The sequence below is a fragment of the Brevibacillus sp. SYP-B805 genome, assembly GCF_011059135.1.
Taxonomy (GTDB): Bacteria; Bacillota; Bacilli; order Brevibacillales; family Brevibacillaceae; genus Brevibacillus_F.
In genome coordinates this window covers 100,413-122,057 of the sequence record NZ_JAALGD010000003.1, presented here as the reverse complement: position 1 = coordinate 122,057, position 21,645 = coordinate 100,413, and the positions used below count along the sequence as shown (strand labels likewise).

At 56.8% G+C, this 21,645-nt stretch carries 24 protein-coding genes; all 24 read left to right on the top strand.

What is annotated here, in order from left to right; all coding sequences use genetic code 11:
* Window position 1: 1 nt before the first annotated feature.
* The 24 genes from G3578_RS05575 (at window position 2) to resA (ending at window position 21,641) form a co-directional block, all read left to right on the top strand.
* A complete protein-coding gene (locus tag G3578_RS05575) occupies window positions 2-967 on the top strand; it encodes an ABC transporter ATP-binding protein (protein ID WP_165209768.1) in 966 nt (321 codons plus the stop codon).
* Between the two features lie 234 nt (window positions 968-1,201).
* Window positions 1,202-3,295 carry a methyl-accepting chemotaxis protein gene (locus G3578_RS05570; protein WP_346773962.1) on the top strand — a complete coding sequence of 698 codons (2,094 nt, stop codon included), beginning with the start codon at window positions 1,202-1,204 and terminating at the stop codon, window positions 3,293-3,295.
* A 111-nt stretch (window positions 3,296-3,406) separates the two neighbouring features.
* On the top strand, window positions 3,407-4,579 hold the full coding sequence (locus tag G3578_RS05565; protein ID WP_481752719.1) for a D-alanyl-D-alanine carboxypeptidase family protein: 1,173 nt from the start codon (window positions 3,407-3,409) through the stop codon (window positions 4,577-4,579).
* Window positions 4,580-4,723: 144 nt separating this feature from the next.
* A complete protein-coding gene (spoIIAA, locus tag G3578_RS05560) occupies window positions 4,724-5,077 on the top strand; it encodes an anti-sigma F factor antagonist (RefSeq protein ID WP_165209765.1) in 354 nt (117 codons plus the stop codon).
* A gap of 1 nt (window position 5,078) precedes the next feature.
* Window positions 5,079-5,525, top strand: a complete 447-nt coding sequence (spoIIAB, locus tag G3578_RS05555) for an anti-sigma F factor (RefSeq protein WP_165209762.1) — start codon at window positions 5,079-5,081, stop codon at window positions 5,523-5,525.
* Window positions 5,526-5,536: 11 nt separating this feature from the next.
* Window positions 5,537-6,292: an RNA polymerase sporulation sigma factor SigF gene (sigF, locus tag G3578_RS05550; RefSeq protein WP_165209759.1), complete on the top strand. Its 756-nt coding sequence runs from the start codon at window positions 5,537-5,539 to the stop codon at window positions 6,290-6,292.
* 95 nt (window positions 6,293-6,387) lie between these two features.
* Window positions 6,388-6,999 (top strand): stage V sporulation protein AA, encoded by a 612-nt coding sequence (locus G3578_RS05545; protein WP_165209756.1) that lies wholly within the window; start codon window positions 6,388-6,390, stop codon window positions 6,997-6,999.
* Window positions 6,999-7,418: a stage V sporulation protein AB gene (locus tag G3578_RS05540; RefSeq protein ID WP_165210225.1), complete on the top strand. Its 420-nt coding sequence runs from the start codon at window positions 6,999-7,001 to the stop codon at window positions 7,416-7,418. Before G3578_RS05545 ends, G3578_RS05540 begins: the two co-directional genes overlap by 1 nt.
* A gap of 79 nt (window positions 7,419-7,497) precedes the next feature.
* Window positions 7,498-7,974, top strand: coding sequence for a stage V sporulation protein AC (gene spoVAC, locus G3578_RS05535; RefSeq protein WP_165209753.1), 477 nt, complete (start codon window positions 7,498-7,500; stop codon window positions 7,972-7,974).
* A gap of 19 nt (window positions 7,975-7,993) precedes the next feature.
* A complete protein-coding gene (gene spoVAD, locus G3578_RS05530; RefSeq protein ID WP_165209750.1) occupies window positions 7,994-9,025 on the top strand; it encodes a stage V sporulation protein AD in 1,032 nt (343 codons plus the stop codon).
* 2 nt (window positions 9,026-9,027) lie between these two features.
* The gene (gene spoVAE / locus G3578_RS05525; protein ID WP_165209747.1) at window positions 9,028-9,378 is read left to right on the top strand and encodes a stage V sporulation protein AE; all 351 of its coding nucleotides are present in this window, start codon (window positions 9,028-9,030) and stop codon (window positions 9,376-9,378) included.
* Window positions 9,379-9,412: 34 nt separating this feature from the next.
* Window positions 9,413-10,054: a stage V sporulation protein SpoVABEA gene (gene spoVAEA / locus G3578_RS05520; RefSeq protein ID WP_165209744.1), complete on the top strand. Its 642-nt coding sequence runs from the start codon at window positions 9,413-9,415 to the stop codon at window positions 10,052-10,054.
* Window positions 9,981-11,453, top strand: coding sequence for a spore germination protein (locus G3578_RS05515; protein WP_165209741.1), 1,473 nt, complete (start codon window positions 9,981-9,983; stop codon window positions 11,451-11,453). Before spoVAEA ends, G3578_RS05515 begins: the two co-directional genes overlap by 74 nt.
* 161 nt (window positions 11,454-11,614) lie before the next feature.
* Complete coding sequence (gene lysA / locus G3578_RS05510) at window positions 11,615-12,937, top strand: diaminopimelate decarboxylase (protein ID WP_165209738.1); 1,323 nt, start codon at window positions 11,615-11,617, stop codon at window positions 12,935-12,937.
* Window positions 12,938-13,084: 147 nt separating this feature from the next.
* The gene (locus G3578_RS05505) at window positions 13,085-14,911 is read left to right on the top strand and encodes an EAL domain-containing protein (RefSeq protein WP_165209735.1); all 1,827 of its coding nucleotides are present in this window, start codon (window positions 13,085-13,087) and stop codon (window positions 14,909-14,911) included.
* A gap of 99 nt (window positions 14,912-15,010) precedes the next feature.
* Window positions 15,011-15,448: a peptidylprolyl isomerase gene (locus tag G3578_RS05500; RefSeq protein ID WP_165209732.1), complete on the top strand. Its 438-nt coding sequence runs from the start codon at window positions 15,011-15,013 to the stop codon at window positions 15,446-15,448.
* A gap of 278 nt (window positions 15,449-15,726) precedes the next feature.
* Entirely contained in the window at window positions 15,727-16,392 is a 666-nt protein-coding gene (locus tag G3578_RS05495; RefSeq protein WP_165209729.1) for a site-2 protease family protein, read from the top strand.
* 61 nt (window positions 16,393-16,453) lie between these two features.
* Entirely contained in the window at window positions 16,454-17,206 is a 753-nt protein-coding gene (locus G3578_RS05490; RefSeq protein WP_165209726.1) for a segregation/condensation protein A, read from the top strand.
* A gap of 3 nt (window positions 17,207-17,209) precedes the next feature.
* The gene (gene scpB / locus G3578_RS05485; RefSeq protein WP_165209723.1) at window positions 17,210-17,794 is read left to right on the top strand and encodes an SMC-Scp complex subunit ScpB; all 585 of its coding nucleotides are present in this window, start codon (window positions 17,210-17,212) and stop codon (window positions 17,792-17,794) included.
* A 90-nt stretch (window positions 17,795-17,884) separates the two neighbouring features.
* Window positions 17,885-19,066, top strand: coding sequence for a D-alanyl-D-alanine carboxypeptidase family protein (locus G3578_RS05480; RefSeq protein ID WP_165209720.1), 1,182 nt, complete (start codon window positions 17,885-17,887; stop codon window positions 19,064-19,066).
* On the top strand, window positions 19,059-19,649 hold the full coding sequence (locus G3578_RS05475) for a nucleoside recognition domain-containing protein (RefSeq protein ID WP_165209717.1): 591 nt from the start codon (window positions 19,059-19,061) through the stop codon (window positions 19,647-19,649). Before G3578_RS05480 ends, G3578_RS05475 begins: the two co-directional genes overlap by 8 nt.
* Window positions 19,650-19,661: 12 nt before the next feature.
* On the top strand, window positions 19,662-20,195 hold the full coding sequence (locus G3578_RS05470; protein ID WP_165209714.1) for a spore maturation protein: 534 nt from the start codon (window positions 19,662-19,664) through the stop codon (window positions 20,193-20,195).
* An 86-nt stretch (window positions 20,196-20,281) separates the two neighbouring features.
* On the top strand, window positions 20,282-21,013 hold the full coding sequence (locus G3578_RS05465; RefSeq protein ID WP_165209711.1) for a pseudouridine synthase: 732 nt from the start codon (window positions 20,282-20,284) through the stop codon (window positions 21,011-21,013).
* Window positions 21,014-21,116: 103 nt separating this feature from the next.
* Entirely contained in the window at window positions 21,117-21,641 is a 525-nt protein-coding gene (gene resA, locus G3578_RS05460; protein WP_165209708.1) for a thiol-disulfide oxidoreductase ResA, read from the top strand.
* The last annotated feature ends 4 nt before the right edge of the window (window positions 21,642-21,645 follow it).

Sequence of the window (21,645 nt, the reverse complement as noted above, 5' to 3'; positions counted from 1 at the left end):
GATGGGAACACAAACACAGGAAACATTGATTGAAGTGCGCAATCTGAAAAAGTTTTTCAAGGTTGGAGGCCAGACGCTGAAGGCCGTCAACGATATTTCGTTTACCATTAATCGCGGCGAAACCTTGGGCGTGGTCGGCGAGTCGGGCTGCGGGAAGTCCACGGCCGGACGAACCATTCTGCGCCTGTACGAACCGACCGCCGGCGAAGTGATCTTTGAAGGGAAAAACATCAGCAAACTGCAGGGCAGCGAACTGAAGGCGATGCGCCGCAACATGCAGATGATCTTCCAGGACCCGTATGCCTCCCTCAACCCGCGGATGACGGTAGGAGATATTATCGGGGAGGCTTTGGACATCCACGGGCTGGCGACGGGACAGGAGCGGAAGGAGCGCATCCAGGAGCTTCTTTCCCTGGTTAGCTTGAACCCTGGGCATATAGACCGCTTCCCGCACGAGTTTTCCGGCGGCCAGCGGCAGCGGATCGGCATTGCCCGCGCCCTGGCCGTGGAGCCGAAATTCATCGTGTGTGACGAGCCGATCTCCGCGCTGGACGTCTCGGTGCAGGCACAGGTCGTCAACCTGCTGGAGCAGCTGCAGGAGAAAATGGGACTCACCTACATGTTCATCGCCCACGATCTGTCCATGGTGAAATACATTTCCGATCGCGTGGCCGTCATGTATCTGGGCAAAATGGTGGAGCTGGCGGAGAGCGAGAAGCTGTATGAGAAGCCGCTGCATCCGTATACCCAGGCGCTGTTGTCGGCCATCCCGATTCCGGATCCGGAAGTGGAGCGCAAGCGGGAGCGCATCGTGCTGCAGGGGGATGTCCCGAGCCCGATGAATCCGCCGAGCGGCTGCCATTTTCGCACGCGCTGCCCGAAAGCGATGCCGGAATGCGCTGCGATGGAACCGGTATGGAAAGAGGTTGAGCCGGGTCATTTTACCGCTTGCCATTTGTATAATTGATGGAGCGGATCAAGGGAGAACAGTTACCACCCGACACAAGGCTTTGCTTGGTTGGGTGGTTTTCTTTACCAATCTTTCATATTTCGGGTAATTGTTATATGATGAAGTTGAAAAGTGTCAGATATTGCCTCAAGAAAACATCGTGCTTTCTTCCTGCTTGAAGTTTCGCTGGAGGCTTGTTTCTGGGACATTTGTCTGCCGGGATAGGGTCCATTTGGCAAAAGGGGGATACATGTGGGGAAACGTATGTTTGCTTTTTCTGTGGACAAGTTGATTCAATCAGCACTCAGAAAATGGAGAAAGCAGCCGCTGGCTCAAAACAGGAAGGAAGGCTCGTTTTTCGTCAACTGGTTTTCCGGGTCAATCGCTCAAAAAATGATCGCTTTTGGCATTATCCTGGTAATTGTCGTCGTCGTTTCGCTTCAGTTCATCGCGCTTTCCTACTCAAAGAAAACCCTGATCGACATTACCTCCAAGCAGGCCAAGATGCTTGCGGAACAGCACAGCGCCAGCGTGGAGGACTGGCTTGGCAAAATCATGACTTCGGTCAAGTCCACAGCCTCCAAGCGGGTCATGACGACCGATATGGAGACGCTGATTCTTGAGCAGTTCCGCCTGCTGAATCAGGCCCATCAGGAAATTTTGAAAATCTACCTGGTGGACGGAACAACCGGCAGCGAGCTTTACTCCATGACCGGGCACAGCGACGTTGATTTCAAACAAAAGGCATATTTCAAAAAGGCGATGGAGACGAAAGCGCCGCAGTTTTCGGATGAAGAGATCGTTCGCGGTGCCGAAAGAAGCCTGCTGTACATAGCTTCCCCCATCGGGGACAAAAATGACGACACCAGCCGTCTGCTTGTGGTGGCGTTCACGATGGAGCCGTGGTTGGCCAAGATCCCAACCATTCCGTTTATGAGCGAAGGCAAGGCGTTTATCGTGAAACCCGACGGCCTGGTTGTGGCTCACAAGGACCCCAAAAGCAACAATCAGATGCTGCTGACCGAACTGCCTGATTACAAGGAAATGATGGAAAAGATGGGGCAAAAGAAGAGCGACAGCCTCCTGTACAGCGAGCAGGGAAAGGAATCGTTTGCCGCTTTCGCCCCGATTCCATCATTGGGCTGGTTTTTCGTGCTGACGACCGGCGTGGATGAGGTGTATGGGGAGATCAACAGCATGGCCGGCGTTATTCTGCTGATGAGCATTCCCATCGCCGCCATCGCCGCCCTGTTGATCTGGTGGTTTGCCAAACGGATCCGCACCTCGCTTCTGGCGATCGCCCGGGATATGGAGCGAGTGGGCAGCGGAGACTTCAATGTGCATGCGGAGGTTAACGGCAATGACGAGGTGGCCCTAGTAGGCCGGACCCTGAACAGCATGGTTGGCGAGCTGCGCAATCTGATTGCCCTGGTGCAAAGCCAGGCAACGCATCTGCATACCGCCGCCGAAGAGTTGAATGAGCTGTCGAACAGCAACAAAAAGGCGATCGATGTGGTCACGGAGAGCATTTTCACCATCTCGGAGAAAGTGGCGATTCAGGCGACCGAGGTGCAGTCGACGGCCGCCACGATCGCGGAAATTTCCCAGGGCGTTGAGCAGGTGGCCATTGCGGCTGAGTCGACATCCCTGGCGACATCCCGCACGTTTGACAGAGCGCAGGACGGCATGACGCTCGTGCACGAAGTGATTTCCCATGTGCGCAGCGCCTCCGATGAGGTGGAAACTACGGCGAAGCGGATGCACAGCCTGCGCGACCGTGCCAAGGAGATTACCAGTATCGTCGAGATGATCAGCACCATCGCCTCCCAGACCAACCTGCTGGCGCTGAATGCGGCGATTGAAGCGGCGAGGGCGGGAGAAGCGGGAAGGGGCTTCTCCGTTGTCGCCAGCGAGGTACGCAAGCTGGCGGAAGAAAGCAGCGCCTTCTCCGACAAAATCGCCGGCATCGCCCGTTCCATCAATGATGAGGCCATGGAGATGAGCGATTATATGGACGGCATCGTTTCCAAGGTGAATGCCGGTTTGCGTTCTGTCGAATCGGTGGGGGAAGCGTTCCGGCACATCGTGTCGGATATCCAGTCGGCGGCGGAACAAAGCGAAGCGATGACGGCCACCTCCGAAGAGATGGCGGCCGGCAATCAAGTGGTTTCCTCGGCGATGGGACGGCTTTCCGCCATGTCGGATGAAATCAATGTCACCATCGGGGGTGTGGTGGAAACGGTTGATGTCCAGCTTGCCTCCATCGCCAGGATGACGGAGAACGTGGAACAGTTGAAGCGGCTCGCGGAAAAATTGACGGACAATGTGAAACGGTTTGTCATCTGACGGGGCAAGAAACGACCATCGGCAAAAAACTTGCGGGTGGTCGTTTTTTTGTGAATATTTTCCTCCGGCAACGGGGAGAATAGGAGCATGAAACGGAGGGAAGAGAACGCTATGATGCGAATCTTGCGAGCAGGTATCAGTCTGACGGTCTGTTTTGCCTTCTTTTCCTCGTCGCCTGCCGCTGCTTCCGAGCAGCAGGTGAACTTCGCGCCGCATGCGAAATCGGCACTCTTGATGGAAATGGATTCAGGAACGGTGTTGTATGAAAAAAATGCGCACGAAAAACTGCCGCCCGCCAGCATCACCAAAGTGATGACGCTGCTGTTGATCATGGAGGCGATCGAGCGCGGCGAGCTGAAGCTGACCGACAAGATCCGCACCAGCGACCGGGCGGCTTCCATGGGCGGTTCCCAAATCTTCCTGCAGCCGGGTGAAGAGATGACTGTGGAAGACATGATCAAGGGAATCGCCATTGCATCGGGCAACGATGCCTCCGTGGCCATGGCGGAGCATATCGGCGGAACGGAGGAAGCGTTTGTCGCCAAGATGAATGAGCGAGCCAAACAGCTGGGCATGAAGAATACGCATTTTGTCAATTCCAACGGGCTGCCATCTCCCGACCATTATTCGACTGCGATGGACATCGCGATCATGTCGCGGGAACTGCTGAAACATGAACTGATCACCAAATATACCGGCATTTATCAGGACTATCTGCGCAAGGACAGCGCCAACCCTTTCTGGCTGGTCAATACCAACCGGCTGGTCCGCTTTTACGCAGGGGTGGACGGGCTGAAGACCGGGTACACCTCCGAAGCGAAATATTGCTTGACGGCTACGGCCAAACGCGACAACATGCGGGTGATCGCCGTCGTGCTCGGGGAACCGGATACCAAAACGCGCAACAGCGAAGTGACGGCGATGTTCAATTATGCGTTTAATCACTACCAGGTCTTCCCGTTGTACAAAAAAGGGGAGACAGTGAAAGCGATCACGGTGGACAAGGGCAAGGATCCAACCGTGAATGCCGTCACGCCCCACCAGGTAAGCCTGCTTACGAGAAAAGGCGAGACGCCGGAGATGTATGACAGGGAGATTGTGCTTGCCCCGCGTATCAAGGCGCCTGTGAAGAAAGAGGATGTGATCGGGCATATCTTTATTCGCACAAAAGACGGCAAAGAGGTCGCACGCATCAACCTCTTTCCTGAAAAAACGATCCAGCAAGCAGGCCTGTGGGAGATTCTCAAGCGAACCTCGAAGAACATTCTGCTCAGTTATCAGTAGACAACCCTGACATCGCGAAAAGAATCGAGTTGCCTCGAATCGAACAAGGCTTCTCGATTTTTTTGTTCTTTTGTCGACTGGCAGGAATTGGTTTTTGAAGGAGAGAAAAGAGAGAGTATCACGGGAAGAAGGAGTGTGTCAGCCATGAGTCTTCAGATTGAGTTGGAAACCAAACGCGATGTGTTGGTCGTCCGCCTGCAGGGGGAACTGGACCATCACACCGCGGAAGAATTGCGCACCAAGGTGGATGGCGTGCTCACGAACCATCCGGACATCCGTCATCTTGTGCTCAGCCTTGCCGACCTGGCGTTTATGGATAGCTCGGGAATCGGGGTGATCCTCGGCCGATACAAGCAGATTTCGGCCCGTGCCGGTGAGATGGTGGTTTGCTCCATTAACCCGATGATCTACCGGATCTTCGAAATGTCGGGCCTGTTCAAGGTGATCAAGTTCCGCGAGAATGAAGCGGAAGCGCTGCTTGTATTGGGGGTGGCGTAAGATGGCGACACGCAATGTCATGCAGGTGGAGTTTGCCGCCCTCAGCCAGAACGAATCCTTTGCGCGGGTGGCTGTTGCTTCTTTCGTCTCCCAGCTGGATCTGACGATGGAAGAGCTGGAAGAGATCAAGACGGTGGTGTCGGAAGCGGTAACCAATGCGATCATCCATGGCTATGAGGAAGATCCGGCAGGCATGGTGCGCATCCGGGTGAAGCTGGAGGAGGACACCATCGAACTGGTCATCGAGGATGAAGGCAAAGGCATTGAGGATGTGGATCAGGCCATGCAGCCATTGTTTACCACCAAACCGGAATTGGAGCGCTCCGGCATGGGGTTTACGATCATGGAGAATTTCATGGATACCATCGAGGTCGTCACCTGCGTCGGCAAAGGGACGCAGATTCGCTTGACGAAACGCCTTTCACGCTCAGCAGCGATGCAGAATTAGGGGTAGTGCCAATGGGAGCCGATATCAAAAACGCAAGTCAGCCATTCCTGACAAACGATCAAGTGAAGGAACTGATCGCGAGAAGCCAGAACGGGGATGCGGAGGCCCGCGAACTTCTCGTGAACAGCAATATTCGTCTGGTCTGGTCCGTTGTCCAGCGTTTTATCAATCGCGGCTATGAAGCGGACGACCTGTTCCAGATCGGCTGCATCGGCCTGCTGAAAGCGGTCGATAAGTTTGACTTGGAGTACGATGTCAAATTCTCCACCTATGCGGTTCCCATGATCATCGGGGAAATCCAGCGATTCCTGCGGGATGACGGAACCGTGAAGGTGAGCCGCTCGCTGAAGGAAACCGCCAACAAGGTGCGCAGAACCAAAGACGAGCTGTACAAGACGTTTGGCCGTTCCCCGACCATCGGGGAAGTAGCCGAGGCGCTGGGTATTTCCCCCGAAGAGGTGGTCTTTGCCCAAGAGGCGAACCGTGCCCCTTCCTCCATCCATGAAACCGTCTTTGAAAACGACGGCGATCCCATCGCCCTGATCGATCAGATTGCCGATGACAGCATGAGCAAATGGTTTGACCAGATCGCGCTGAAAGATGCGATCAGCCGGCTGACGGAACGCGAACGGCTTATTGTTTTTCTTCGCTACTACAAGGACCAGACCCAGTCCGAGGTGGCGGAGAGGCTGGGGATCTCCCAGGTGCAGGTATCCCGGCTGGAAAAACGAATCCTGCAGACCATACGCGACCAGATCGAGCAGTAGCTCGACCGGTCGCTTTTCTTTTGGGGGGAAATCCGTATCCTCCGTCTGGATGACGCGCATACTAGCCTTACCAAGAACAGAGAGGGGGAGACGCTGTGGAGATGCCGCTCTTTCTGCGTTTGCGCAAGCGATTGTCGATCAAGCCCCGGGATGTCATCACCCTGGGGGATATCTGTCAGTTGTATTGGGACGGAAAGCGGGAAGAAACCTTGCGCCAGCTGCCGGTCTATCATGTCAAGCCGGAAGACGGCGAGCTGATCATCATCGATATCATGCAGGTGATCAGCACGCTGCGGACTGCTTACCCCGATGTTCCGCTGGAGGTGCAGGGGGCCTCCCAGATCATCGTGGAAGTAAGGAGTCCGCGCAAAACTCCCAAACCGCTCCTGGTCGCCCTGGTCTGGCTCGTCCTGTTTATCGGCTCCGGCATGGCTATCATGAATTTCCATACGGATGTGAGCATGTTGCAGGTGCACCAGCGGCTCCACCTGCTGCTGACAGGCCGGGAGGATCAACATCCGCTGTGGCTGCAGATTCCGTATTCGGTCGGGATCGGCTTGGGCATGATCCTCTTCTTTAACCAGATTTTTCGCAAGCGGATCCATGAAGAGCCCAGTCCGTTGGAGGTCGAACTCTTTCTCTACCAGCAGAGCTTGGATCAATATTATATCCAGCACGAGAACAAGGAGAATGAAAAAAGAAAGTGATGACCGTCTGGCAGGACGCTGGGCTCGTCTTGATCGGCTTGGGCGGAGGACTGGCCGTCGGCAGCGGCTTTGTCGCGTTCATCATCGTGCTGGATATTATCCCGCGCCTCACCCAGCTCACCCATTCGCAGCGGTATATCCACTGCTACGAGTGGGCGCTGGTCTGCGGGGCGCTCTGGTTTACCGTTGCCGATTTTTTTTCTCTGTCGATTGATCTGCCTGTGGCCATGACAGCCGTTGTCGGCCTGCTGGCGGGCATCTTTGTGGGAACGCTCGCGGCCGGGCTGACCGAGGTGCTGAACGTCTTTCCCATCCTGGCGAAGCGGCTGCAGGTGGATCAGTCCATACTGGCTTTCCTGATGGCCATGGTGTTCGGCAAGACGCTGGGTTCCCTGCTGCAGTGGATTCTGCACCTCTGATTGCCAAATATCGCCATTCATAGACGGTTTTGCTTGTTGAAAACAATATGGATGTACTGGATAAAAGGGAGTGAACGAGATGGCAACCAACACGAAAAAAGGGCCGTCCATGCCGATGTCAAAGGCGCTGTATCAGCAGCAGGCGGCGAAGTATCAACCCAAACGAAACGTGCTGCTCAATTCCTTTCGCGCCTTTTGGGTAGGCGGCGCAATCTGCCTGCTCGGCCAGGTGATTCAAAACTTCTATATCTACATGTTCAACTTTACGGAGAAGACGGCAGGGAACCCGACGGTGGCGACGTTGATTTTTCTTTCCGTGCTGCTGACCGGGCTGGGCATCTACGATAACATCGGCCAGTATGCCGGGGCGGGCTCGGCCGTGCCGGTAACCGGGTTTGCCAACTCGATCGCCTCCGCTGCCATCGAACACCGCAGCGAAGGGTTTGTCCTGGGTGTCGGCGGCAACATGTTCAAATTGGCTGGTTCGGTGATTGTATTCGGCGTCGTCGCCGCATTTGTGGCAGCGCTGATCAAGAGCTTGTTGGGCTGGATTTGATGGCGGGGAGGGATCACGTGTGAACACGACGGCAGTTGCTGCGAAGAGCCGGATCAGCAGACAGACATGGCAGTTTTTGGAGGATGTACGGATTCAAGCATCAGCTGCGGTAGTGGGACCGAAGGAAGGGGAAGGACCGCTGGGTTCGTCATTTGACAAAGTGTACCCTGATTTGTATGCGGGGGGAAACTGCTGGGAGGAAGCGGAGCGCCGACTGATGGAGGATGCGATCCGCATTGCCTTGCAAAAAGCGAATCTCACCGAGCAGGAAATCGATGTGATTCTGGCAGGGGATCTGCTGAACCAAAACATCACCGCCACCTTTACTGCCGAAATGCTGACGATCCCCACCATGGGCATGTACGGCGCATGCTCGACATCGATGCTGACGCTGGCCAATGCGGCCGCGCTCGTTAACGCCGGGTACGCGAAATACGCTGTCGCGGCCTGCAGCAGCCACAATGCGACCGCAGAGCGTCAATACCGTTATCCGACCGAATACGGCGGACAAAAGCCGCCCACCGCCCAGTGGACGGTAACGGGAGCGGGTGCGGCAGTCGTCGGGATGGGGGGCAAGGGGGCAAGGGTGACCCACGCGACGATCGGTAAGGTGGTGGATATGGGCATCAAGGATCCGTTTGACCTCGGTTCAGCCATGGCGCCGGCCGCTGTGGACACGTTGACTGCCCATTTTCAGGATCTGGGGCGCACGCCGCAGGATTATGATCTGATCGTCACGGGAGACCTGGCTGCGGTCGGCTATGCGATCGCCAAGGAAATGATGGCAGCGCGCGGATATGACATGGGCAAGGTGTACGACGATTGCGGACTGATGATCTATTCCCCCGATCAGGAGGTGTTTGCCGGAGGGAGCGGGTGTGCGAGCAGCGCCGCGGTAACGTATGGCTATCTGATGGAGCAGCTGAATAGCGGCAAGCTGAAGCGGGTCCTGGTTTGCGCAACGGGTGCGCTGCACAGCCCGGTCAGCTACCAGCAGGGCAATTCCATTCCCTGTGTGGCACATGCCGTAGTGTTGGAAGGAGGTCGTTAGCCGTGGAATATGTGATTGCGTTTATCGCGGGGGGGCTGATTTGTGTAGCGGGGCAGCTGCTGATGGATGTAGCCAAGCTGACCCCGGCGCACGTGATGAGCCTGCTTGTCGTTGCGGGGGTTGCGCTGGACTTTTTTGGACTCTATGACCGCTTTATCGAATTTGCCGGAGCCGGGGCGACCGTACCGATCACCAGCTTCGGCCATGCCTTGTATCACGGGGCGATTGCGGAAGCGGAGAAACATGGCGTGATCGGCGTGGCAACCGGCATTTTTGAAGTGCCCAGCGCAGGCATTTCGGCGGCGATCGCCTTTGGCTTCCTGGCGTCGCTGGTATTCAGACCGAAGGGGTAATGCCTGGATGGGGAAGGCAGGGGGGCTGTGACCGATGGTGCCAAAACGCCGGAAAGTCATTCTGATCACGGATGGCGATCCGATTGCCCAGCGAGCAGTGGAGCTTGTCGCGCAGCAGGTCGGCGGCCGCTGCATCTCTCTATCCGCCGGCAACCCCACCCCGCTCACCGGCAGCCAGATGGTCGAATTGATCAAGATGGCGGACCATGATCCTGTCCTGGTGATGTTTGACGACAACGGGGACTGCGGCAGGGGAAGCGGGGAACAGGCCCTCGAGTATGTGGTGCATCATCCCGAGATTCAGGTGCTCGGTGCGATCGCCGTAGCTTCGAACACCAAATGGGTTGGCGGCGCACGGGTGCCCTACTCGGTCGACAACCGGGGCAGGGTCGTCGCGGAGGCGGTTGACAAGGAGGGCTATGCCGACAAGGAATTGGATGGCCGCATTTACGGGGATACGGTGGATGTCCTGAACAGGTGCAGGATTCCCAACATCATCGGTATTGGGGATATCGGGAAGATGGAGGGGAAAGATAACGAGCGTTACGGCTGCCCTATCACGCTGACGGCGGTGAAGTGGATTCTGGAAAGGAGTGGATGGCATGGCACAAGCGCAGGAGAGCCTGAAGAGTCCCATCACGGAAAGCGCGGAAGAGAACAAGTCCCATCTCAATGAAGCGCTGGGGGTCGGAGTCACTTATGATGTCGGCGTACACGAGATCACCATCGGCGGGAAAGAGATCCTGCTTTATTACATAAACGGTTTTGCCGACAATCATCTCGTCACGATGATCTTGCGCGATCTGAACGATCTGAAGGAAAGGGAGATGCAGGGCGATGTTTTTGAGCTCCTGTATCATCGGTACATTCCTTACTATCAGATGGCGACGGTAAAAACGAGGAACGAATTTATCGACAAGCTGCTGGTGGGTCAGATCGGGCTGATCATCGAGGGCGAAACACAGGGAATCATTCTGGATGCCAAGATTTTCCCCGGTCGCACGCCCGAAGAGCCTGACACGGAGAGGGTCGTCAGGGGGGCGCACGACGGGTTTACGGAAACGCTGGTGATCAATACGGTGCTGACCCGGCGCCGCATCCGGGATGAGCGGCTTCGTTTCGAGATCGTGCAGATCGGCCAGCGCTCCAAAACGGATGTGGCGATCGCCTATCTGCAGGATGTGGCCAACCCCCGGCTGGTAAAAGAGCTGAAAAAACGGCTGCAGGAGATCCATGTGGACGGCATTCCGATGGCGGAAAAAACGGTGGAAGAGTTCATCATCGGCAAGTCGTGGAATCCGTTCCCGCTCGTCCGCTATACGGAACGGCCCGACGTGGCGGCGGTCCATCTGCTGGAAGGCCATGTGCTGGTCTATGTGGATACGTCCCCGAGCGTGATGATCACGCCGACCACCTATTTTCACCACGTCCAGCATGCGGAGGAGTTCCGGCAGAGGCCGGTTGTGGGCGCTTATCTGCGCTGGGTTCGGTTTTTCGGCATCCTTGCTTCCATTTTTTTGCTGCCTCTCTGGATCCTGCTGGATCTGCATCCCTCCTATGTCCCGGACGAACTTGATTTTATCGGACTCAAACAGAAAGGGAGCATTCCGCTGCTGGCCCAGTTTCTCCTCGCCGAAGTAGGGATGGATCTCATGCGGATGGCTGCCATTCATACGCCAACGCCGCTTGCCACCGCGATGGGGTTGATCGCAGCGGTGCTGGTCGGGGAGGTGGCGATCAAGGTGGGGCTGTTCTCCCCGGAGGTGATCCTGTATATCGCGGTTGCCGCCGTTGGCACCTTTGCCACGCCCAGCTATGAATTGGGACTGGCCAACAGGCTGGTTCGCATCTTTCTCGTCTTGATGACGGGGATCTTCTCCGTGACGGGATTGGTGGCAAGTCTGGTCGCGATTTTGATCGTTCTCGCCATGACCCGCTCGTTGGATACCCCGTACCTGTGGCCGTTTATTCCGTTTGATTTCCAGGGGATGAAAGATACGATCTTCCGTCTGCCCATCCCCCTGAAGGGAAGCCGGCCGGGTGTCATCAAGGCGCAGAATACTTCCCGGCAGTAGCGATCGGAGTCTTCCCCATTGTAAGCTTATGACCATTGTGTTATAGTAAGTGATAATTTATGTACTGATTGAACAACATGCCCGACAGGAGCGTACGCTTTTTGTCGGGTTGGTTTTATCCTTTTTGAAAGTTTAAGTTCGCGAAGGTGGAGGAGCCAGAGATGTATTTGCACGGAACGAGTCGGATTAACGAACGGGGACACTTGGAAATCGGCGGATGCGACACGGTCGAGCTGGCGCAGCGCTTCGGCACGCCGCTGTACGTATACGACGAAGCGCTGATCCGGGAGAAATGCCGCAGCTATGTGCAGGCATTCCGCGAGTCCGGATTCGCCTTTCAGGTCGCTTATGCCAGCAAGGCGTTTTGTACCATGGCCATGTGCAAACTGGTGGAGGAAGAAGGCCTGTCCCTGGACGTCGTTTCCGGCGGTGAGCTGTATACCGCGCTGCAGGCGGGGTTTCCGGCGGAGCGCATACACTTTCACGGCAACAATAAATCACCGGAAGAGATGCGGATGGGGCTTGACGCCAACATCGGCTGCTTCGTGGTGGATAACTTCTACGAGCTGGCTCTTCTGGAGGAGATGGCGCAGGAGCGCGGCGTGGTGGTCAACATCCTCCTGCGCGTCACGCCGGGTGTGGAGGCACATACCCATGAGTATATCTCGACCGGGCAGCAGGATTCCAAGTTTGGCTTTGACGTGCTGAGCGGCCAGGCGTTGGAGGCCATGCATCTGGCGCAGCGGAGCACGGCGTTCAAGCTGCTTGGGGTGCACAGCCACATCGGTTCGCAAATCTTTGACACGGACGGTTTTGTCATCGCGATTGCACGGCTGGCCGAGCTGCTGCGCGAGGCGAAGGAGAAAGACGGCTTCATCAGCGAAGTGCTGAACGTCGGGGGCGGGTTTGGCATCCGGTATACGGCGGAGGACACGCCGCTGACCCCCAGGGAGTATGTCCAGGCGATTACGCAGGCCGTGCGCGCCGAGTTTGCCAAGCATGACCTGCCGCTTCCCGAGCTGTGGATCGAGCCGGGGCGCAGCATCGTGGGCGATGCCGGGACGACGCTCTACCGCATCGGCTCTGTCAAGGAAATTCCGAATCTGCGGAAATATGTGGCGGTGGATGGGGGCATGACGGACAACCTGCGTCCGGCCCTGTACGAGGCCCGCTATGAAGCGGCGGTTGCCAACCGGATGACGGAGCCGGTGAACGACCTTGTCTCCGTTGCGGGAAAATGCTGTGAGACGGGGGATATGCTGATTTGGGACCTGCCGCTTCAGCACGCCCAGCCCGGCGATATCCTGGCGGTATCCTGCACGGGCGCTTACGGCTATGCCATGTCCAACAACTATAACCGCATCGGGCGCCCGGCCGTGGTGTTCGTCAAGGATGGGGAAGCGGAATGCGTGGTGGAACGGGAAAGTCTGGCTGATCTGATCAGGCATGATCGTCTCCCCAACCGGCACCATGTTCACCGCTAACGGCTGCAGTCCTTCGCATGGCGAAGGGCTGTTTTTTTGTGTGAGTGGAGAAAAGTTGTCATCTTTTACCGAACCTTCACCATGGCTTCATCAAGCCTTTACGGTTGCTTGCGAAAATGGGGATGACTGAGAAGGAGGACCGTTTGCATGCTCTCATCCCTGTTTGCCCTGTTCCGCCGACGGATCATCCATACGGCGGAAACGAAATATGGTTTGAAAGCGGCGATCTCCCGGGAGATTGGCAAGGGGGCAACCGTTGCCCTGTTTTATCTCGCCTGCGTGAAACTGCCGGAGATTGAGAATTGCTACGGCGACCCCGCCGCAGAAAGGGTGCTGCGCCTTTTTGAACATGCCATGCTGCATGCCTCCCGCATGATTCTCGAAATCAAAGGAAAAGTCTTGGGAATTCAACGGCTCTGGGGAGACGATTGGGCGATCTATGCCTCCTTTCCGAAGGGCGTGAACGCGGAAGAATGCCGCCTCCTGTCCATCACGCTGCAGGAACGCATGGAAACCATGCTGAACCGGCAGGCCCCTTTTGTCAATCGGGAAGAACTGCGGGTTCATATCGGCTATGCGGAGGTTCCCGGCAAGGACATCGTGAACGAAATGTACACTTCGGTCAAACATGCCGTCCATATGGCGAAATGCGGGCTTGCCTCGGAGAAATACGAGCAGATCACGCAGTTTTATCGCCTGCTTCAACATGAAGAGGTGCAGATGCGCTTCATGCCGATCATATCCCTGAGAGATGGCGTTCCTTTAGGCTGGGAAGCGCTTGCGCGGGGGCCGGAAAACAGCCCGTTTCATTCACCGTCCGCCCTGTTTGCGATTGCGGAAGAGACGGACAATCTGTTTCGGCTCGAGCAAATCTGCCGCAGGCGGGCATTGGAACAGGTGCGCTATCTGAAACCGTCCCAAAAAATGTTCCTCAACCTGGATCCCCGCGCGATTGATGATCCGCTGCTGCTGCGGGGAAACGTGTTTGGCATCCGGAACGACCTGCAGTTCCACCCGCAGAACATTGTCCTGGAGATTACGGAACGGCACGCGATTGCCAACTATGCCGTTTTTCGCCAAAACATCGAATCATATAGGAAGAAGGGGTATCTCATCGCCGTGGATGACGCCGGGGCGGGGTATTCCAGTCTGGAGTCGATCGCGGAGATCTGTCCGGATTTTATCAAACTGGATATGTCGTTAATCCGCCACATTGATACCGATTCCATCAAGCAGGCGCTGCTGGAGACGTTCGTGCAGTTTGCGGACAAGGTGAAATGCAGCATCATTGCGGAAGGCATCGAAACGGAGAGGGAACTGCAAACCCTGATCGAATTGGGGGTTGAATACGGCCAGGGATATTATGTGGGGAAACCGGCCAAAGGCATGACGCAAGCCTCCGGTGCCGCCATGAACGTGATCCGGCAGCTGCAGGAAAAGCGGAAAGGGAGCAGCCCCGGCCGGCACGCCGGCTTGATCCAAGTGGCGGAGATGGTGACCAAGTCCCTGCATGCCGAACCGAACACCAAAGTGCGCCAGATCCATCAGATGTTCGAGCAGCACCGCCGGGGTGAAAGTGTCGTCATTTTGGAGGACAACAAGCCGGTCGGGTTGGTGATGCGTTTTCAACTGTATCAGATTTTGGGGGGACAATACGGCATTTCCCTCTATTACGAACGGCCCGTCGCCCCCATCATGAACAGCAGCCCGCTCATCGTGCGCAGCGACGAGACAATCGACGTCGTGGCGAAGCGGGCCATGGCCAGGGAAGCCAACCATCTCTACGATGTCGTGATCGTGGTGGATGAACACGGCGACTATCTGGGTGTGGTATCCGTGCAGCACCTGCTGGACTGGTTGGCGACGCACAGGCTCGCCCAGGCCGCTGTCTCCACCCCGACACCCGGCCTTCCGGACGAGCTGCCCATCGAGCGGGAGATGCAGCATGCCGGACCCTTGCGAGTGGTTCCGTGAGCATGACGGCACCGACGGTTTTCATTTCGTGGGGAAGTAGCGTATAATCGAGGGGTGCCGTCCATGACGACGGGATTTTTTGGAAAGGGGTTCAGACAGATGAGCAAATATGCGCAGATCGAGATGGAAAAAGGCGGAACGGTAAAAATTCTGCTTCACGAAAAAGACGCGCCTGGAACGGTCGCCAATTTCGAAAAGCTGGCGAACGAGGGATTTTATAACGGCTTAACCTTCCATCGCGTCATTCCCGGCTTTGTCGCGCAGGGCGGCTGCCCGTTTGGAAACGGCACGGGCGGACCCGGGTACACCATCAAATGCGAAACGGAAGGAAATCCGCACAAGCATGAACGAGGCGTGCTGGCGATGGCGCATGCCGGCAGGGATACGGGCGGCTCCCAGTTCTATATCACGTACGACGCGTTCCCCCATTTGGACGGCGTGCATACCGTCTTCGGCAAAGTGGTGGAAGGCATGGACGTGGTGGATCAGATCAGGCAGGGTGACAAAATGAAAGAAGTGAAGGTTTTTGAAGAATAACATCCCGCCTTGCCGGATGGTGCCCCTCGCTGGTATCGGCGGGGATCCCATCTTTCACCGATACTTGCTTGTAAGTGTGTAAAGGTAAACGCCGTTCCGCGATAGAACGTACGCATGCCATTCTCTTTCTGTAAAGGGAATGGCTTTCTTGCTTGGCAGCTTGGTGTGTGCCGGAGCGCTGTTTCGGCGGTGTTCCCGCAGCCGAATCCCTTCTTGTGTCGCCCGTGCTCTCTTGGTATCCTAGTGTATAGCGATTGACGCATAACAGGAGGCTGTGAATGAATCTCTTTCACTTTGAATGGGAGACGGTTCCCTTTCGGTTGATCGCCTTTGTGATCGCCTTTACCCTGCATGAATGGGCGCACGCCTTTGTGGCCTGGCGGTTGGGCGATCCGACGGCACAGCGCGAGGGCCGCTTGACGTTGAATCCGATTCCGCACATCGATCCGTTCGGGCTGATCCTGATCCTGTTCGGCCCCTTCGGCTGGGCGAGGCCTGTCCCGGTCAACCCGTTTAACTTCCGGGGGAACAAGCGGCTGGGGATGGTGTATGTGGCAGCTGCGGGACCGTTTGTCAATCTCATACTCGCCGTGGTGTTCGGCACAGCGATTGCCCTGATGGAACGTTACCAGGTATGGGGGCAATTGTCGGACAAGATGCAAGATGCGGTCGAGATGACGCTGTGGTTTTCCCTCGTGATCAACTGCGGATTGTTTGTCTTTAACCTGCTGCCGATTCATCCGCTGGACGGCTCCAACATTTTGCGCTTTCTGGCATCGCGCCGGTGGGATCCGTTTTTTCACAAGCTGGATGTCTACGGTCCATGGCTTCTTTTGCTCCTCATTTTTCTTCCGGGTTTCAGCAATCTCATTCTGGGAATTCCGCTACAGTGGTTACTGGAGAATGTCATGTCCCTGGCCAATCTGCTCGCCGCCATGATCTAGCAACAGGATGGAACGAAACCCCATTGTCAGGAGAAGTAGCGTACCAGAAGGCGGGATGGCATTGGCTTACAGCATTAAACTGGATTCGTTTGAAGGGCCCCTCGATCTGCTGTTGCACCTGATCGACCGGGCGGAAGTGGACATCTATAATATTCCGATCGCGGAGATTACGGAACAGTACATGGCGGTGCTGGAGGAGGCCCAGGAGCTTCAGCTCGACGTGGCCAGCGAGTTCGTGGTGATGGCGGCTACCCTTTTGGCGATCAAGAGCAAGATGCTCCTGCCGAAGAAGGAGGAACAAGTTTTCCAGCCGCTTTTTGACATGGAAGTGGAAGAGGCCGACCCGCGCGAAGAACTGGTGCAGCGGCTGCTGGAATACAAGCGGTACAAGCTGCTGGCGGAAGAGCTGCGGGAGCGGGAGATCGGCCGCAGCCAGGTGTTTACCCGTCCAGCCGAAGATCTCACTCCCTACGTGCGCGAGGAGGAGAATCCCATCAAGGATGTCACTCTGTATGATCTGTTGGCGGCGCTGGAAAGACTGGTGAAGCGGACGCTGGAGAAAGAGCCGGTGGCCAAGGTGGCGCGGGATGAGATCTCCATCAAGGACCGGATGGACGAGATTCGCCAGCTGCTGCAGGTAGGGGGCGGCACCGTTCGCTTCTTCCAGCTGTTTACGGGAAAAGTGACGCGCACGCAGATCGTCACCACGTTTCTTGCCCTGCTTGAACTGATGAAAGCCAAGCAGGTGACCTGCATCCAAACCCAGTTGTTTCAGGACATTCTGATCTGTGACAATTCGTCCAAGGAGAGGTAACCGATGGATTTCGATAAAATCAAGGGGATCATCGAAGGCCTGCTGTTCATCTCGGGGGACGAAGGGCTCGATGCCAAGCAGATCGCCGGCATTGTGGATCTGCCTGAGGAGACCGTCGTCGATCTGCTGGAGGATATGAAGGCTGATTTTCGCCGACAGGGGCGGGGGATCCAGATCGTGGAGGTTGCCCGGGCCTACCAGCTGACCACGCTGCCCGAGCACGCGCCTTATTTCGAGAAGCTGGCCACTTCGCCCGGCCAATCCACGCTGTCGCAGGCCGCGCTGGAAACCCTGGCCATCATCGCCTACAAACAGCCGATCACACGCTCCGACATTGAGGAGATCCGCGGGGTTAAGTGCGAAAAGGCGCTGCAAACCCTGTTGTCGAAGCAACTGATCCGGGAGGCGGGAAGAGCGGAAGGCGTCGGCCGGCCGATTCTGTACGCCACGACGAAGGAATTTTTGGAGTACTTCGGGTTGAGGGAATTGGCAGATCTTCCCGAACCTCCTGTCAACCTGAATATCGAAGAAGCGCGGATGGAAGCGACGGCGCTCTTTGCCCGCGTGTCCGGCGAGGATGGCGACTAGTACCCCGGCAACGTAGCGGTACTAACCGACGTCTTGTCTCCATATACTTGTACCAATCGGTTCATTTTGCCAAACGATGGGGAGGACGTTATGAAGTACCTGAGACGTTTATCCGGCGTACTCGTCGTTTTTCTTTTGTTTTTCACCCTGCCAGTTTCTGCCGTAGTGGCGGAGGGGGCAGACGAACCGCCGGTCATTTCGGCGGAAGCGGCGGCATTGATCGATGTTGCTTCCGGCCGCATCCTGTATGAAAAGAACGGGGACAAAAAGATGCGCATCGCCAGCTTGACCAAGACCATGACCGCCATCGTCGCCATTGAGGAAGGCCATCTGCAGGATGTGGTGGAGATTCCTCAGGAAGCCGTCGGGGTGGAGGGTTCTTCCATCTATCTGCGCAAAGGGGAACACCTGACGCTGGAGGAACTGCTGTACGGCTTGATGCTCCGTTCCGGCAACGATGCGGCGACGGCGATTGCGATCCACGTCGGCGGCTCCGTGCCGGGCTTTGTTCACATGATGAACGAGAAGGCGGCCCTCATCGGGATGACCCATACGCAATTCATGAATCCGCACGGGCTGGACGACAGCAATATGCACTACTCGACGGCTGTCGATATGGTGAAGCTCTCCGCCTATGCGCTGAAAAATCCGGTCTTCCGGCAGATCGTCGCCACGAAAGTGAAAAACATCGCCTGGGAAGGACAGAGCTGGGAGAGGCGGCTGCAGAACAAAAACAAGCTGCTGCAGCTCTTCAAGGGGGCGGATGGCGTCAAGACCGGCTACACCAAGCTGGCCAAACGTTGCCTGGCCTCCTCCGCCACGAGGGACGGCCGGCAGCTGGCCGCCATTACCCTGAACGCGCCCGATGACTGGGATGATTCCATGAAGCTGCTCGACTGGGGATTTCACACGTTCCAGCCGGTGAAAGTGGTGAGCAAAGGAGAAACCATCGATCCGGATGTGCCGATCGCCTCTGAAGACGAGAATCTGCAACTGGTGACGCTGAACGAGTTTTTTTATCCGCTGCGGAATACGGAGACGTCCCAGATCACTTCGCGCGTCCAGCTTTTCCAACCCCGGCTGGAAGAGGCCATGGCAGGGACGCACGTCGGCTTCCTGCAGATCTTCCTGGGCAAGCAGCTGATCGGCAGGATCCCGTTGTCCGTGCGGGAAGCTGCTCCGACGCTGAAATCCGAGGCCATGCGGGAGGGAGAAGATTCGTTCTGGAGCCTATTATGGCGGATCGCGGCAGGAGGTGTCCTGCATGCTTAATGTCATCTGGCTTGGCCTGATCGTGGTCAGCATGGTGGTGGCCGCCATCAACGGCAAGATTGAGGTGATCAACCAGGCCGCCTTTGAAGGAGCGAAGACGGGGGTAACCGTCAGCTTCGGGCTGTTAAGCGTGCTCGCCTTCTGGATGGGGATCATGCGCATTGCGGAGAAGGCAGGCCTGATGGAGCTTATGGCCAAAGCGCTTTCCCCCGTCGTGCGGCGTCTGTTTCCCGATGTGCCGAAGGGGCATCCGGCGCTGGGCTACATCCTTTCCAACATGAGCGCCAATCTGCTCGGGCTGGGCAATGCGGCCACGCCCATGGGGCTGAAGGCCATGCAGGAGCTGCAAAAGCTGAACCCGAACAAAGAGCAGGCATCGCCCGCCATGTGTACGCTGTTGGCCATCAACACCGCCAGCATCACCCTGATCCCGACCACCATGATCGCCATCCGCATGCAGTACGGCTCCGCAAATCCGGTGGAGATCGTCGGCTCCACCCTGATGGCTTCGTTCGCCGCCACAGGGATCGCGCTGCTGCTGGACCGCTGGTACCGGCGTGCTGCCAACAGACGGGCACCGTAGGAGGGGAGACGGATGTATCAGTGGATTTCGTTCGTCTCGATGTGGGCGATCCCGTTGTTGATCTCGTTTATTCTCGTCTATGGCTGGCACAGAAGGGTTCCCGTGTACGAGAGCTTTGTCGACGGAGCCAAGGGCGGCTTCGTCACAACCGTCAGAATCATGCCGCATCTGATCGCCATGATGGTGGCCATCACGATGTTCCGCGCGTCGGGGGCGCTTGATCTCCTGCTGAAAGCGCTGGCGCCCTTGTGCAACTGGCTGCATATTCCGGGGGAGATCGTGCCGATCGCGCTGCTCCGGCCTCTGTCAGGCACAGGGTCGCTTGCCATCGCCACGGACATCATCGCCCGCTACGGCCCCGATTCCCTGCTGGGCCGTTTGGCCGCCACGATGCAGGGCAGCACCGATACGACGCTCTATGTCCTGACCGTCTATTTCGGAGCGGTCGGCATCCGCAACGGCGCCTACGCGCTGAAAGTAGGGCTCTGGTCGGATCTGGCGGGCGTCGTCGCCTCGATCATCGTCGTCTATCTCGTCTTCCTCTGAAGAACTTCTCCGGCATGGGGGAGTTTTTTCCTTTTTCTTGTCCACACTGATAGAAATGGGTATGATGATGAAGAGGTGTTACAGGCATGGAGCGTTTGCAAAAGATATTGGCCCAGGCGGGGGTGGCTTCGCGCAGGAAATGCGAAGAGCTGATTACCCAGGGCAGAGTGAAAGTGAACGGCGCGGTGGTCAGGGAGCTGGGGACCAAGGTTGATCCCGCGAAGGACGACATCGTGGTGGACGGACAACCCATTAAGCGGGAGGCTCCGGTCTATCTTCTTCTCAACAAGCCCACCGGCGTCATCACCAGTCTGCACGATCCGGAAGGCCGCCGCGTCGTGACCGATTTGCTGGACGGCATCCGGGAGAGGGTCTATCCGGTCGGACGGCTGGATTATGATACGGCGGGACTGCTGCTGTTGACCAATGACGGGGAATTGGCCAATCGGATCGCCCACCCGTCCTTTGAGATCGACAAGGTGTATCACGCCTGGGTGATCGGCATTCCTTCGGCCGAAAAAGTGCGTCGGCTGGCGGCAGGCATCATGCTGGAAGACGGGATGACGGCTCCCGGTGAGGCCAGATTGCTGGAGACGGATCGGGCACGGAACCGCGCCCTCCTGGAGATTGTGATCCATGAAGGCCGGAACCGGCAGGTGCGCCGCATGTGCGAGGCAATCGGCCACCCGGTGGCAAGTCTGGAGAGGGTACGTCTGGGCTTTCTCACGTTGGAGGGCGTCAAGCGCGGCGCCTATCGCCATCTGACAGCGGCCGAGGTGCAGCGGCTCAAGGATGAGATTGCCGCGAGGGCGCGCTAGACGGTGCCCATCGTTCAAAATCTGTTCATAATTCTTAGAGAGCCGCGATTGGCGGAACGTTATAATAGAAAAATAGAAAGATGCAGACTGGGTGACAGAAACCATGAACACGACAAAACGGACATCGATTCGCGTAGCGATCCTCGGGGTTCTGCTGATCGCTTTCGTTTTTGCCTTGTATACGAGCTTTGTGAAGGATCCGCATCAGGTGAAGGCAGGCAATGCTGCGCCCAATTTCAGCCTGCCGCAGCTGAACGGTACGCCCATGAAGCTGTCCGATCTAAAAGGAAAGGCCGTCGTCCTGAACTTCTGGGGCAGCTGGTGTGAGCCTTGCAAGGCGGAGATGCCCGCCCTGCAAAAACAGTATGAAACCAACAAGGACAAGGGACTGGTTGTGGTAGGCGTGAACATCGGTGAAACGCCTGTAGCGGTCCAGTCGTTTATCGAACAGTATGGCGCGAAATTCCCGATCCTGCTTGACCGTGACCTGCAGATCACCAAGCTGTATCGGATCGGCCCGATTCCGACCACGTTCTTCATCGATCGGGAGGGAGAGATCGAGGAGATCTACATCGGTCAAATGACGGATGCGATCATCGCGCAGAAAGTGGCGCAAATCTTGGAGTGAGTGA